This window comes from Klebsiella sp. P1927 (assembly GCF_018204675.1).
In the GTDB taxonomy this organism is placed as follows: domain Bacteria; phylum Pseudomonadota; class Gammaproteobacteria; order Enterobacterales; family Enterobacteriaceae; genus Klebsiella; species Klebsiella pneumoniae.
The window spans coordinates 123,044-135,117 of sequence record NZ_CP073377.1 but is presented as its reverse complement, the minus strand read 5'-3'; the positions used below and the strand labels follow the sequence as shown (position 1 = coordinate 135,117).

Genomic DNA, 12,074 nt, shown 5'->3' with positions numbered 1-12,074 from the left:
TGAACAAACAAAAAAGCACCAGAACAATACTGGTGCTTTATGGGGGATGAACCTCTTTCAACGCCTTAATTTATCGGGCTTTTTCCACTGATAGGGTGGCGCTTCCATCCGCTGGCGGTGCCGCTGTTTAGCGGCCAAAACCATAGCTGTTTTAGTGCGGATTACCAGCTTATCCTGCCCGTTAAGTTCATGGCCCAATTGACGTGCCATTTCGTCGATCACAGATTCAATTTTCTTGTGTTTGAGCATATTCAAATCCCGGTAAATTCGGCAAGTCGCTGCTTATGGCTATCGCTCATATCGAATGCAAAATCCTCGTGCTCTGCCTGGAATGTGCCGAACGCCATAAGCGCAGAAACCGCAGGGTCTATCTTGTTAGAGGATTTCTTTTTGTTGGGCTTGATATTGGCGTTGGCGTCGGACTCCATCACCACGTTTCCAATCGCCCAGGCCAGAACCGGATCGCCACGATGGCGCACCACCTTGCGGTTAACAAAAACCTCAAAGGATTTCGCTACCGGACTGAACTTGAGATAGGTTTGCGGGAACGGCTCCACATCAAGCCCCGCCCCCTGTAGCTGGGTGCGCAGGTGTGTGGCGTTCCACGTATCAAAGCCCACCAGCCGGATATTGAATGTTTCAGCGTCGCGCAGGATATCGTCACGGATGCGGTCATAGTCGATACAGTCGCCGGGGGTGGTGCGTATCCATCCCGCTTTTACCCACTGGCGATAGATGGCGCGGTTTTTGTTAGCAACGTTAAGTAGCTGCGCTTCGGGCAGATAGTGCCGGGTAAGAAGCCTGATCTCGCGTTCAAACGGGAAAGCGTAACTCACGCTGGTAATATCGCTGGTTGAGGACAGGTCAAACCCGGCGTAGCACTCCATTCCGGCCAGATCGTCTTCGGTATAGTCGAGCGCACAGGCATCCCATGCGCCGGCCCCCATCCACGGCGTGGAGCCCTGGCACCAGATATTGAAACGCTTGGTCAGCATCTCCACCCACTGCGACGGAATGCCGCGCGCTTTCTGGATGGTGGATTCCAGTTTCGCCGCGTCAACGGACACATGCAGGTTAGGGTTAGCCTTGATCCACATTTCCGGCTGCTCAACCTCGCTTTCGTCGTCCAGTTCGTAGATCAGGACAAACAGCGAGTCATTGCTCTCTTCCCCGGCCAGAATCTGACAGCAGTAGTCATAATGCTGTTTACAGGCGGAGACAACGTTACTCCCGGCTGTCGTGATGGCGAACAAAATCGCCTCAGGACGTGCGCCCATACCCAGCTCAAGGGCGGAATAAACGCCGTTATCCGGGTGAAGGTGGTATTCATCGACAATCGCCAGGCTGGGGTTAGTCCCTTCAATGGTGGCCGCTTTCGCCGCCAGCGGCTTTAGCAGGCTGTTGCTCTTCGGGAAAATGACTTTATGCGCCTGAATATTTACGCGCTTTTTCAGCGGTTTTGACAGCAGGCACATCTGGCGGGCATCGTCGAACACGATTCGGGCCTGATCCCGGCTCACCGCCGCCGTGTAGATATCCTGCTGGCCCTTCTCCATTACCAGAAACCAGTTAGCCAGCATGGCGGCTACGGTGGATTTGGCGTTCTTGCGCGGCACCTCAATAAAAGCGCTGCTGTACTTACGGCGGCCTGTCTCTCTGACTTTAAAGCCCAGCAGGTTAGCAAAGGCGAACTGCTGCCACGGTTCCAGATCAATTGGCTGGCCCCGAAGCGGGCCTTTGACGTGAGGACAGAGCCGGGAGAACGCAATAAACCGCTCTACGGTCGCCGTATCGAACTCATAACGAGGGTCATTCAGGTCGGAAAAGTACCTTTCCACGGCCTGTTTTACGCGCTTACAGGCCGGAATTTCGCCCTTTTTTATCGCATTTGCGTACTCATTCCAGACGGTCAAGCTCGTCCTCCTCTTCCGTTTCCACCGGGTTACGGCGACGGCTTACCGGATCAAAGCCCAGCAGCGACGACATTTTAATCATGATTTTTTCAGCATCGGCCTTTGCACTCAGTGCCGGATTTCGGCTCTCGCCACCCTGGCTGTTAACAATGCTGAACCCACGGCTGGCAAGGTCTTCCACGGCTTTGCGGTACATCGAATAGTTGACGCAAAAAAGCTCAAGGTTGTTCCAGTCGGCGGGTGTCAGATCGCCACGCTCGGCCAGTTGCTTCGCTTTCGCTTTCCACTGCTGCGCGGCTAACTCATCAAGGTAAGCTGGCGGTTTTGGTGGTCTTGCCATAAAAATTTCTCGTTTCCATCGCGTTTTATTTTCAAAAAAATCACCGTGCGTAAAAATTTGAGGGGGCGGGTGGTGCCTGGCGCCCTCGTGTTCGTCCTGAAAACCTCCCCCACCCCATCGGTGCGGCCTGTCAGCGGTTGCGGAAGCATTCCCGCAACTCCCGGTCACGCTCACTCATGCGCTGCACAGGCTGGCGCTCATCGCGTCTGGTGCGGGTCTGCATGAAGCCATCACGGCATCGGGCCAGCGACTGATACAGATTCACCACGTCTTTCTCATTCATGATCAACCTCATACATCCAGTTATTGCGCTGTGCTGCCCGCTCTTCCTGCTCGTGGTACATCCCCGCTTTGCGGTTGGCTTTGGTGATAGGGTCTTGCTGTGTGGTCTTCTGGTTATGATGCGTCTGGCATAACGGCTGGTGATTCCACTCAGGCCAGAACAGAACATCATCACCGCCGTCGATAGGGATGATGTGATCGACAATCTTTGCAGGAACGTAGAGGCCCAACTTCTGGCACTCGACACATAGCGGCTGACGTTTCAGATACTGAGCGCGGTACTTCTCCCATGATGCTGAGTAACCACGGGCGCGACGGTGGCCGCGTCTGGCATCTTCCGCCCGCCAGGCTTCGCGCTTGTGCTCATAGCACTTACCAGACTTCACCCGCTTATTGCATCCCGGCTCAGTGCACCGGCGCATTGGTTGCCACGGCATCAGTACACCCCCACATCGCGATACACAGACCACAATGCAGAGATAGCAAGGGGGATCTCTTTCGCCTCCACATCACTAATCATCGTGCGGTATTCGTACAGTTGGGAAACGTACATAAGGCATCCGATCTTGATGGCAGGAGTAAATTCCAGGCCAGCACCGAACCGTTTACCGATATGCTTCTGGCAGACTTCCAGTGACGCTTCGATGTATGCCTGAATCATTGCATCTTCATAGGAATCATCGTTATCGATGCGACAGTGAAGTTTTGCCTCATCAAGCCCAATTAGTTCACTCACGGCTTAAGCCCTCCCTTACAAAGCAACTCCAGCCTGGTAGCCTTTTCATCAGGAATTGCCGACTGAATATCAAATGCTTTTGCATCATGTCCTTTCTGTTTCCAGATGATCCGGCTGGCGCTGGTTACGTCAGAGCGGTAACGTACCCACATACGAAATGTAACCTCGGACATTTCAGCACCCGCAGCAATCAGCTCACGGCCACTGATCCCCTTAACTTCTGCCCAGACTGTCGCAACGTCGTACCATTCCTGAATGACGCCACCAGAAGGGGTTCGGCTGGTAGTAAAATTCTGAATCGTAACGCGTTGCCTTAATCCTCCCGGCCTCATGACGCATCCTCCTTATTCTCAGAACCGGTACTGACCTTCACTTCCTGCTTCCATGCCTGGCTGTATTCGTCGCCCCCTTCACGCGGCGGCATCCCTTCGCGTTCGCGGGCTTCGTTCGGGTTCATGATCCCGTTCTTGATACCGCGCTCATAAGTTGCGTAACGTTCGGTTGGAGTGGCTCGAAGAAGATCGGCAGAGTCGAACTCCACCTGATAACGAATTCCGGGTACAGGCGATGCCACCAGCAACGCGGATTTAATCTGCTGCTCAAAGTTCGCCAGCCACGGGCGCATTGTCATGGTAAGAAAGGCGCGGCTCGCCTCACTAAAATTGCTGTAGGTGCTGTTGCTGTATTCCTGCAGGAAGATGGGAGAAACGTTAAACATGCGGGCAATATCTTCGATGGTGAAGCGCCGGGAGGCCAGCCACTCAGCATCCTGATTGCTCATGCCAAGCTGCTTATAGTCCATGCCACCTTCAAGGATCGGTGTTTTACCGGCATTTCTGGCACCTTTGTAGCGCTCAAGCGCGTCCAGCGCCTGCTTACCCTTCACACTATCGAGCCATTCAGCAGTAGTGACTACGCCCGCCGCCATCATGCCATCTTTCATAATGCTGGCACCGTGGCGCTGCTGGGCCAGACCTAACCCCAGCGCTTCACGGCAGATGGTGATCGGCGAGCGCCCCAGAAAACCATCATCGGTCGAGTAACGCAGGTGCAGAATCTCTTCCTGCAAGTAGGTGCGCACTGCCCCGGTAAACGGCTCAGTAACAGTGTATTTGTACTTATGCTGGCCGATACGCTCAGGAACAACCTCCCCCGGCGCATACGGATGCAGGGATTCCGGCTGACCGTCGCGGCCCCACTGGATCACCGCATAGGCGTTACCGTTCAGCAGACAATGGCGCATCATCGTGCGCTTGAACTGGTAAGGCGTCTGGCAATCGTTAGGTTGCTCATTCAGGAGAAAATCTACCGGATGATTACTCAACCACTCTCGCGCTTCTCGCCCGTTATCGTTGTGCACGCGGTAGAGATAGCAGGGCATTGTTGCCACTGCCTCACTGATAACTGACACGGCATTCATCACCGCCGGCAGGGATTCCGCAGTACCGGCAGACACATATTCGCCTGATCCGGTATTTGGAATCCCTGCCATCGCCAGAAACTCATCAATCGTCATGCTGCGCTGTTCGGATGGCTCAGATTTACGGCCAAAAGGCCAGATATTCCACATATCACAGCCCCGCTAAGTCAGCCCAGCGTCGGCGGTTATCACCAGCACGGCGCAGTTCAGGATGTTGGGAGAACAGAGAACGGTGCGCAATTTCCACGCCGGACTCAGGGTAAGCAGGCATAGAAGTAACGGTGATCTCCCGCAGCTCGGCAGCGGTAACAGTGCGAATATACGGTGTAGGAGTAATATCCCAGGACTCTTTCAGCGCACGGAACCCGAAGCTCATGCCGGAAATGTCTCCACGCTCCACCAGCTCCAGCACATCATTGCCAAGTTGGGTGTTTGGCGGGGTCAGCTCGAAACGCAGCCCGGTATCATCTTCGGACAACACCAGCGTGCCGGATTTGGTACGCCCCAGCAGTTGGGTATAGTTATGCTCGTACAGTGCACGCACATCGCTACCGGATGCCAGGCTGTCTTTAAACGCCCCCGGCGCAAACTGCTCGCGGAACTCATCCCAGATCACCTCTGACAGGCTGTTCCAGCGCACGGCATAGCCCACCAGCTTTTTGTTGCTGGCGCTCAGTTCGGAGGTACGGATTTCAAAATCGATTGTTTTCATTGTTGGACTCCACAAAGGGCAAAAAGGGGCCGAAGCCCCTTAAACGTCAGATCAGGAACCTGAACCGGAAAGCTCAAGCACCTTGATGGCGTTGGAGTCCACCACACCACCGCCCAGGTATTTATCGGTATGCACCTTGTAGAAACCAGGTTCGGTGATGTTGTCGGGGCGGGTACGCACGCCAGTAGTGTGATCCACGATAAAGTAACCGCGCTTAAAGTCCCCGACTGCCAGGAACGCTTCACCCGCAGCCGCATCAGGCATGGTTTCCAGATATTGAACCGGACGGCCAAGGAGGGTATCGGGAGAGTCAGCGACGAGACGATCACGCCAGATGTAATCCCCGTTGCCGTTTTTCAGCTTTTGCAGCGTAGCGGCAGTATTGGAGTTCATCACCCATACGGCATTTTTACGGTATTTGGCTTTCAGCTTATACAGCAGGTCGATCAAGCCATCAGAGGAAACGGCAGCAGCTTCCATTTTCTCCAGCGTTCCGAACGGACGGGTTTTATCGCTGGTGGCCGCACGCGGATAGGACAGGAACCCTTTGGATTTTTTATCACCGTCGCCGTTCACAAAGTCGGTTTCTTCGGTAGCAGTGAAGGTGTCGGTGATTTCGGAAGACAGCCAACCCAGAATATCAACTTCGGAGAAGTCGAGAATTTCCTGAGTGGTTTTCGGGTAGGCGTAGATCGGGTTGAGTTTGATATCAACGCGCTCCATCTTAGGTGTGCTGGTTTCGGTACGCGCTTCGCCTTCGGTGCCGCGCTTAACGGTAGTGCCACCCACTGATACCAGCTTCTGGTATTCGTTGGTTTTGGTGGTCTTCACCGTAGCGATGGAGCGCATCACGCTGTCATCCTGCAACTGGCGCATGATCTCTTTGTCCAGCTCAGGGATAACGGTATAGCCGCCGTCAGCCTGCACCAACGTGGAGAGAGAGCGGGTATCGCCGGTCATGATGTAGTGGCGCAGCTCATCGTTGCTTACACCTTTACCTTCAACAGAAGTACCAGGCAGATTGCGCTGATCGTCGGCGACGGCCTCAAGGCGGGTAATTTCAACTTCAAGCGCATCAGCCTGGGCGCGGAGTTCATCGAACTGCTTGCCCTCTTCATCGTTCAGGCTTCGCTTTTCGCTGTCAGCTTTTTCCAGCATGGAACGCATCTGGGTTTTGAGTGCGGCTTTCTGCTGGCGTAATTCAAGTAATTTCTTCATGGAGTGGTTTCCGTAACAATTAACGTTGAGACGTGAAACCAGCGCTTGGAGGGATGTCCACCTGGAAAGGAAACCGTCGCAGAACGGGAAAAAAACCAGGTGGACAGTGGCGGCTCACGTCTGAGTGCCACTCTTCAAGATATACATAATAATCAATGAGTAAACACCTCTATGTTGTCGCAAACAGCAGCGAAAACAGGAGAACAAATAATTTACAAGGTTTGATAATATGAACGGGAAAAACACCACTTCTGGGGGATTTTATGGACTTCGATTTTGACGATATGGCATACCCGGATATTTTTTTAATTTCCGGCGAGGAGTTTAAAGGAAGCAGGAACACAGGAAAAAATCAGGTAGATATCCCGTTTACTGACGAACCGCAAATTGAATTGGGTGATATTCTGATTCAGAAGATTGGAAGCCGCGAGTTAAGTCTTAAAGTTGTCGATCTTTCAATATCAAAGAACGGAACGCTGAACGCAGGTACAACGCATCCTCACTTACTTACGTTATCCGTAGAGAATCTTTCTTCCGACGCACACAGGACAGCAAAGAGCATGAATACTTTTAATATTGGCTCCGTCAGTGGTGAGCAAGTTCAAATAGGTGAAAGTAATCATATGCTGGTGAATATCAGTATTACTGAACTTGTCGAGAAAGTAGCTAAATCTGGCGATCCACAGGCTAAATCAATGTTGAAACAGTTACTGGAAAATAGCACCGTTGCCAGTATCGTTGGCGCTGGCGCTTCTGCGCTGTTAGGTCTGCTTTAAAATATGGCCTGGGAAAAAACCAGGCCTTTAGCTTATATGGCTGGATGATTATTCTTTATCCAGCCCCCACTGATAGAAAGCCCAGCTTGCTGTTGATTGTGCGCTATGGATAGCGTTCTCAAGGCCAGAGGTTGGGTACGACAAATCAGCCGCAATCCTCTGTAGAAGATCGAGGTAAGCGCTGGCGTCTTTCGACAACTCTTGCCCCCCTTCTTCCAGCCCAGACTGGTACGATTCCAGATCAAGTTTTTCAGAAGTGACAAAAGCGCTCAGAGCCAGAAAATCCGTCACCGTAATCTCATCTTTATTTGAAAGCTCATCAACGGCGCTGTAGAGAAACTTGAGATCGCTCATATGCCCGTTATCTTTGCCAATCAGTTTCATTAATGACCTCTTTATTTTTCACGTATATATACAAAACTATGTTGGTTCAGTCAGTTCAGTTGGTTCAATTTGTAAAGATTATTGTTTTATAAGGATTATTTTTCGATGAGTGAACCAACAAAGCCCCGATTTGAACCAACATTGGGTATTTTCATGTTGGTTCAGTCCATGAGGTTCTAAAATGTTGGTTCAAACTGCCCGTTTGTTGGTTCAAAACTGCTATTTGTTGGTTCAGTGTTGGTTCATTTTTTTGACATTAAACCCATATAAAACAGCCATATGAACATAACCAATAGACACTGAACCAACTGAACCAACATTAACAACCCTCACATGTGTAATTTATTCTTCTCCACCTTCCGCAACCTGGTGAAGCACATAAACGTTGATTTGACGCCCATCAATACGCGGGGATTTCTGCTGGTATCCACGCCCGCTGGACGGCTCAGAAAGCAAGCCAGCAGCGGCAAGCACGCGGGCAAACTGCCTGGCGTTAAAGCCCTGAGCTATCTCCTTCTCAAACGTTGCGGGGAACGTATAGAACACCAGCGGCGCATCATCATGGCTGCTTTTGCGCTTTCGATACCCGGCCAGATCGCGAATCGGCATACTGGAGGGATCATAGGGCAACGGTGCAAAGCGGCTTAAACCGTAGGCATTCAGGAACGCCTCGCACTGCTCGATGATCTGCTGGTGCTCTTTGTTACCAGTGCCGAACTCTTTCACCCAGGCGTTAAAGCTATGCTGGATAGCGTCACGGCTGGCCTGTTCACTCCATCCGGTGATTGATGCACCAGTTACCAGCGCGGCTTCGAGGATTGCAAAGCGTTCGGCCACGCGGTGTACCTGCTCACCGTAATCCGCCGGGATGAGGCCGCGCCAGCGCGTTTGCGCGTCACGTACCGCCTGTTTAGCCTCCTGCTGGTTAGCTGCCAGCCATTTAACCCACTCACGCCCCGCCGCCCCGTGGTTATCAATCCAGGCTTCTTTCAATGCGTCAGCATGAGCCTTGCCGTTTGGCAGACCGTTAAAGGCCGTCGATTTCTCCATAGGGATGTTGAGCAAGCGCACCAGTTGGCCCGCTTTCACTTTCAGCCCACCAGCAGCCAGGAAGGTTTCAATATCCATTTCCCCGGTACTGATCGCCACAGTGCGCCAGCGTTTAAGCTCCCGATTGCCGCCCTCTTTGGCTCCCTGCAACTTTCCGGCGCCGTTAAACAGGGTGTAAGCAGACGTGGCAACATCTTTGGCACTGCTGCCCTGTCCTACCTCATCAAGCGGTAACAGGCTGTCGTTATGCGCCTCCGCTTCGTTTGCTATGCCAAGCGCAGTACCGTACCAGGTAAGCCGCAACGCATCAGGCTCACCCCACAGGCTGCTCGCAATATTGGCGGTAGTGGTCTTACCGGCGCTCGACTGCTCGAACAAATGGACGCCGAAACCATCAGCACCCACCAGGCCAATAAGCGGCGCGGATAATGCCGCTGCCACGCCCAGCATCATGGACGGATTGCCCCCGGCCAGACGGGCGACGGAATCCCGCCAGGTAGCAGCAGTACCAGCAATGGCATACCCGGAAGATGCAGCGCTGCGACCGTTAAAGAGAATGGGCGTCTCTGGATCACCAATCACTTCACCATCAGGCATGATATATGCGCCATGATGCCAGCCAGTGGTATGGGTGATAATCCATTCCCGATCAGTGCCGCTTTGCTGCAACCAGTCGGCCAGAATCGCCCGGAAGGTGCTTTTAGTGGTCACATTCACCCCACCAGCTTTAAGTGAGCGCCAGCCGTCGCGCTCACCGATATCAGCACAGGGGATCGCCCTGGTAATATCTTCATGGCCACGCGGCGAACGCCAGCGCAAAACAAGATAGCGCTCTGCCCCGTCACTACCGGAGCCGACCACCTCAAGAGGCGAGCACAGCCACGTTTCGTTATTGATGATCTCGCCACTATCCTTGTCCACCTTTGGCGTGATCCAGTACAGGCCATCGCTGCGGCTTTCCACGCGGGGTTTGAGTTCATCGCCCGGTTCAGGCTTTGGCTCCCGTTTTTTCACAGGCAGGTTCACCACAATACTTTCCCCGCGTTCGGCCTCTTCTTTGAGACGTGGAAGCCTGCCCGTCCAGTCCTCCTTCGGCTGAGGCTCAAACATGCCATTAAACAGCCGGGCCTCTTTCACATCCGCCAGCGCCAATTTGGTTGCGATAGTGCTTATCTGCATTTCGGAAAGCTCGCCAGCTCGGATCACACGAACACTGCGACGGCCGTTATCAACGATGTTTAATCGTTCCAGTTCTGCCAGTTGCCTTTTGCCCAGATAAACAGGCGGTACATCATCCCACGCCCTTTTACCTTCGCTCTCGATCCAGTGCTGCACATGTGAATAGGCATCTTCACCCGCAAAGATAATCGCCTCAGTAAATTTATCTTTCGGCAGAAATTTGATATTCGGGGCATTCTTCATCTTCATCAGTGCAACACCTTATTGGACATATCCGCGCCCAGGTCTTCATGCAGGTACTCAAGGTGGCAGCTTTTCACTATCTGCAACCCCATTTCGTTAATATCGCCATCGTCGGTAAAGCAGGTCAGCAGAATATCCCGCAAACGCCTTAACCCCTCATCGCGCCCGAATTCTTCAAAGCAGCCAAAAATCATATATTTCATCAATACGTTTTCAGTTACGCGCGGCTCCAGCGTGAAGCGATAGCGGGCCATATACTTATCGCTTTCCACCAGCAAGGTTGCCGAACCGGTTTCCGCTATCTGGTGAGCAATACAGGTTTCGGTCAGTTTGCGGAACAATGGGCCTATCACTTCAAAAATATCGGTCATTGCGGGATACCTCCGCTCATCTGAAATTTGCCAAGTAATGGGTGATACCAGTACGCCGATCCATATTTGCGCTTCGCGCTGCGCAGAACCTGCCTCGCCACCTCTCTGAACTTGTTATCCGGCGCGATAAAGCCACCAGCTTTCATTCTGACCAGCATCACGCCCGTGTTTTTTGCCAGCTCTTCGGCTTTTTTCGTCGATATGCCGAACTCAGCCGCCAGCGTGGCGACCGGAGCCATACCGGGAGGAATATCTCCCCCCTGGCTTTCGGTGAGTGTGCGCACCTGCTGTTCTAACTCCAGGACGCGGTTAACCAGCAAATCGACACGGTTTTCCAGCTCGTTAAATTTCAAGAGACTGATCATGATTGCTCCCCCGCGTTATTACGCTGGGTACGCACATAATCCGCAGCATCACTACTCTGATTGAGTGCTTGCGCCATTCTGGGAAGGTGACGCAATGCATGGCTTACAAGGATCAAATCACGCCGGGCATCTTCATCGGAATAGTCCTCTGCATTGGTTGCATCAAACGCCAGATTGCCGATCAGTGTGAGCGCACTATTGATGGCAAATGCGCCAGCAGAATATAAATCGCTGGATTCAGCCAAAGCCTCATCAGTGAAGTTTTTAAAATCAGGAGTGCTCTTAACAAGCTGATGGTAAATATCACGCATGGGTCACCTCACTTGCCGCTTTTAGTTCACGAACGCGGGACAACGACATGCTGATCAGATCCATCGCAACGCTGTACTCGGTTTCATCATCAAAATTCATATACAGCGATGTTGAGAGCAACGCTTCCAGGCGGCGCAGTTCATCTTCAATGTCAATTTCCGACCATTTGACCTTACGCATGACGCACCTCCTGAATCGCGGCGCTGTCGAACTCCCACCCGCGGCGGGTGGTGTAATCGAAGAACGCAACGCGGCAAGGAGCCTGAGCGCGGATTTTGGCGGCAAAAACTAAATCCCAGCCGGGGAAAGCGGCGCGGGCTTTAGCTTCCGTGTCAGCATCAAAGCGAAGCACTACTGGGGTGCATTCAGGAGTGTGATCTGGGGTTGCCAGGAATAACCATGTAAATTCCGGGCGAGTTTGGGTAGACTGATTGTCAGCCATAACTGTTACCTCACTTAACGGTTTGGTGAGACGCCTCGGTACTGCTCGAACAGTCCGGGGCGTTGTTTTTTTAGATAGCACCGTGTTAAGGTGTGTACCTATTAAAGAAAACAGTACGCCAATAGGTACGCACATGTCAACACCCATTAAACGAGATCGGCAACCAAAAGGAGCGGGGAAAGCACCAGCGTTCCAGATTCGAATCCCCCCCGAACTTAAAGAGCAATTTGAAAAAGAAGCCCAAGCAGAGAGTGTTAGCCTCGCAAATTGGATGAAGGAATTAGGCCGGGAAGCCCTCCGAAAGAAAGGTATTGAGCCAAAAGGCTGAATA

The 12,074-nt window shown here is 52.6% G+C and carries 19 protein-coding genes; 2 read left to right on the top strand and 17 right to left on the bottom strand.

Going from position 1 to position 12,074, the window contains the following annotated elements; genetic code table 11:
• Window positions 1-57: 57 nt before the first annotated feature.
• From KB892_RS00760 to KB892_RS00715, 10 genes are all read right to left on the bottom strand, one after another.
• Window positions 58-249, bottom strand: coding sequence for a hypothetical protein (locus KB892_RS00760; protein ID WP_004150954.1), 192 nt, complete (start codon window positions 247-249; stop codon window positions 58-60).
• 2 nt (window positions 250-251) lie between these two features.
• Window positions 252-1,913 (bottom strand): terminase large subunit, encoded by a 1,662-nt coding sequence (locus KB892_RS00755; RefSeq protein WP_004150955.1) that lies wholly within the window; start codon window positions 1,911-1,913, stop codon window positions 252-254.
• Complete coding sequence (locus tag KB892_RS00750; protein WP_000113647.1) at window positions 1,897-2,253, bottom strand: phage terminase small subunit P27 family; 357 nt, start codon at window positions 2,251-2,253, stop codon at window positions 1,897-1,899. Before KB892_RS00750 ends, KB892_RS00755 begins: the two co-directional genes overlap by 17 nt.
• A 130-nt stretch (window positions 2,254-2,383) precedes the next feature.
• A complete protein-coding gene (locus tag KB892_RS00745; protein WP_004150957.1) occupies window positions 2,384-2,536 on the bottom strand; it encodes a hypothetical protein in 153 nt (50 codons plus the stop codon).
• Window positions 2,529-2,972, bottom strand: coding sequence for an HNH endonuclease signature motif containing protein (locus tag KB892_RS00740; protein WP_004150959.1), 444 nt, complete (start codon window positions 2,970-2,972; stop codon window positions 2,529-2,531). The genes KB892_RS00745 and KB892_RS00740 overlap by 8 nt, the downstream gene beginning before the upstream one ends.
• Entirely contained in the window at window positions 2,972-3,271 is a 300-nt protein-coding gene (locus KB892_RS00735) for a head-tail connector protein (protein WP_001547824.1), read from the bottom strand. The genes KB892_RS00740 and KB892_RS00735 overlap by 1 nt, the downstream gene beginning before the upstream one ends.
• Window positions 3,268-3,603 (bottom strand): phage head closure protein, encoded by a 336-nt coding sequence (locus tag KB892_RS00730; RefSeq protein ID WP_004150961.1) that lies wholly within the window; start codon window positions 3,601-3,603, stop codon window positions 3,268-3,270. Before KB892_RS00730 ends, KB892_RS00735 begins: the two co-directional genes overlap by 4 nt.
• Entirely contained in the window at window positions 3,600-4,841 is a 1,242-nt protein-coding gene (locus KB892_RS00725; RefSeq protein ID WP_004150962.1) for a phage portal protein, read from the bottom strand. The genes KB892_RS00730 and KB892_RS00725 overlap by 4 nt, the downstream gene beginning before the upstream one ends.
• A 1-nt stretch (window position 4,842) precedes the next feature.
• Window positions 4,843-5,403, bottom strand: coding sequence for an HK97 family phage prohead protease (locus KB892_RS00720; RefSeq protein ID WP_001547826.1), 561 nt, complete (start codon window positions 5,401-5,403; stop codon window positions 4,843-4,845).
• Between the two features lie 51 nt (window positions 5,404-5,454).
• The gene (locus KB892_RS00715; protein WP_001549743.1) at window positions 5,455-6,621 is read right to left on the bottom strand and encodes a phage major capsid protein; all 1,167 of its coding nucleotides are present in this window, start codon (window positions 6,619-6,621) and stop codon (window positions 5,455-5,457) included.
• Window positions 6,622-6,884: 263 nt separating this feature from the next.
• On the opposite strand from KB892_RS00715, the gene KB892_RS00710 reads away from it, so the two are divergent.
• Complete coding sequence (locus KB892_RS00710) at window positions 6,885-7,397, top strand: hypothetical protein (RefSeq protein WP_004150963.1); 513 nt, start codon at window positions 6,885-6,887, stop codon at window positions 7,395-7,397.
• Between the two features lie 48 nt (window positions 7,398-7,445).
• Here the strand turns inward: KB892_RS00710 and KB892_RS00705 are convergent, their stop codons facing one another.
• The 7 genes from KB892_RS00705 to KB892_RS00675 all read right to left on the bottom strand — a co-directional run bounded on the left by KB892_RS00705 (window position 7,446) and on the right by KB892_RS00675 (window position 11,743).
• Window positions 7,446-7,781 (bottom strand): hypothetical protein, encoded by a 336-nt coding sequence (locus KB892_RS00705; RefSeq protein WP_004150964.1) that lies wholly within the window; start codon window positions 7,779-7,781, stop codon window positions 7,446-7,448.
• Window positions 7,782-8,123: 342 nt separating this feature from the next.
• Window positions 8,124-10,259, bottom strand: a complete 2,136-nt coding sequence (locus tag KB892_RS00700) for a DUF927 domain-containing protein (protein ID WP_004150965.1) — start codon at window positions 10,257-10,259, stop codon at window positions 8,124-8,126.
• The gene (locus tag KB892_RS00695; RefSeq protein ID WP_001549749.1) at window positions 10,259-10,624 is read right to left on the bottom strand and encodes a hypothetical protein; all 366 of its coding nucleotides are present in this window, start codon (window positions 10,622-10,624) and stop codon (window positions 10,259-10,261) included. Before KB892_RS00695 ends, KB892_RS00700 begins: the two co-directional genes overlap by 1 nt.
• The gene (locus tag KB892_RS00690) at window positions 10,621-10,989 is read right to left on the bottom strand and encodes a hypothetical protein (protein ID WP_004150966.1); all 369 of its coding nucleotides are present in this window, start codon (window positions 10,987-10,989) and stop codon (window positions 10,621-10,623) included. The genes KB892_RS00695 and KB892_RS00690 overlap by 4 nt, the downstream gene beginning before the upstream one ends.
• Window positions 10,986-11,300 carry a hypothetical protein gene (locus tag KB892_RS00685; protein ID WP_004150967.1) on the bottom strand — a complete coding sequence of 105 codons (315 nt, stop codon included), beginning with the start codon at window positions 11,298-11,300 and terminating at the stop codon, window positions 10,986-10,988. The genes KB892_RS00690 and KB892_RS00685 overlap by 4 nt, the downstream gene beginning before the upstream one ends.
• The gene (locus KB892_RS00680; RefSeq protein WP_001549752.1) at window positions 11,293-11,481 is read right to left on the bottom strand and encodes a hypothetical protein; all 189 of its coding nucleotides are present in this window, start codon (window positions 11,479-11,481) and stop codon (window positions 11,293-11,295) included. The genes KB892_RS00685 and KB892_RS00680 overlap by 8 nt, the downstream gene beginning before the upstream one ends.
• Window positions 11,474-11,743 (bottom strand): host cell division inhibitor Icd-like protein, encoded by a 270-nt coding sequence (locus tag KB892_RS00675; RefSeq protein ID WP_106918304.1) that lies wholly within the window; start codon window positions 11,741-11,743, stop codon window positions 11,474-11,476. The genes KB892_RS00680 and KB892_RS00675 overlap by 8 nt, the downstream gene beginning before the upstream one ends.
• Before the next feature lie 133 nt (window positions 11,744-11,876).
• Between KB892_RS00675 and KB892_RS31035 the strand changes: the two genes are divergently transcribed.
• Entirely contained in the window at window positions 11,877-12,071 is a 195-nt protein-coding gene (locus tag KB892_RS31035; protein WP_024194847.1) for a hypothetical protein, read from the top strand.
• Window positions 12,072-12,074 lie beyond the last annotated feature (3 nt).

Coding starts and splice junctions, on each gene's coding strand:
- KB892_RS00750 (WP_000113647.1), bottom strand. CDS start 2,253: ATGGCAAGACCACCAAAACCGCCAGCTTACCTTGATGAGTTAGCCGCG.
- KB892_RS31035 (WP_024194847.1), top strand. CDS start 11,877: ATGTCAACACCCATTAAACGAGATCGGCAACCAAAAGGAGCGGGGAAA.
- KB892_RS00760 (WP_004150954.1), bottom strand. CDS start 249: ATGCTCAAACACAAGAAAATTGAATCTGTGATCGACGAAATGGCACGT.
- KB892_RS00695 (WP_001549749.1), bottom strand. CDS start 10,624: ATGACCGATATTTTTGAAGTGATAGGCCCATTGTTCCGCAAACTGACC.
- KB892_RS00730 (WP_004150961.1), bottom strand. CDS start 3,603: ATGAGGCCGGGAGGATTAAGGCAACGCGTTACGATTCAGAATTTTACT.
- KB892_RS00740 (WP_004150959.1), bottom strand. CDS start 2,972: ATGCCGTGGCAACCAATGCGCCGGTGCACTGAGCCGGGATGCAATAAG.
- KB892_RS00745 (WP_004150957.1), bottom strand. CDS start 2,536: ATGAATGAGAAAGACGTGGTGAATCTGTATCAGTCGCTGGCCCGATGC.
- KB892_RS00715 (WP_001549743.1), bottom strand. CDS start 6,621: ATGAAGAAATTACTTGAATTACGCCAGCAGAAAGCCGCACTCAAAACC.
- KB892_RS00710 (WP_004150963.1), top strand. CDS start 6,885: ATGGACTTCGATTTTGACGATATGGCATACCCGGATATTTTTTTAATT.
- KB892_RS00700 (WP_004150965.1), bottom strand. CDS start 10,259: ATGAAGATGAAGAATGCCCCGAATATCAAATTTCTGCCGAAAGATAAA.
- KB892_RS00720 (WP_001547826.1), bottom strand. CDS start 5,403: ATGAAAACAATCGATTTTGAAATCCGTACCTCCGAACTGAGCGCCAGC.
- KB892_RS00680 (WP_001549752.1), bottom strand. CDS start 11,481: ATGCGTAAGGTCAAATGGTCGGAAATTGACATTGAAGATGAACTGCGC.
- KB892_RS00685 (WP_004150967.1), bottom strand. CDS start 11,300: ATGCGTGATATTTACCATCAGCTTGTTAAGAGCACTCCTGATTTTAAA.
- KB892_RS00705 (WP_004150964.1), bottom strand. CDS start 7,781: ATGAAACTGATTGGCAAAGATAACGGGCATATGAGCGATCTCAAGTTT.
- KB892_RS00675 (WP_106918304.1), bottom strand. CDS start 11,743: ATGGCTGACAATCAGTCTACCCAAACTCGCCCGGAATTTACATGGTTA.
- KB892_RS00725 (WP_004150962.1), bottom strand. CDS start 4,841: ATGTGGAATATCTGGCCTTTTGGCCGTAAATCTGAGCCATCCGAACAG.
- KB892_RS00690 (WP_004150966.1), bottom strand. CDS start 10,989: ATGATCAGTCTCTTGAAATTTAACGAGCTGGAAAACCGTGTCGATTTG.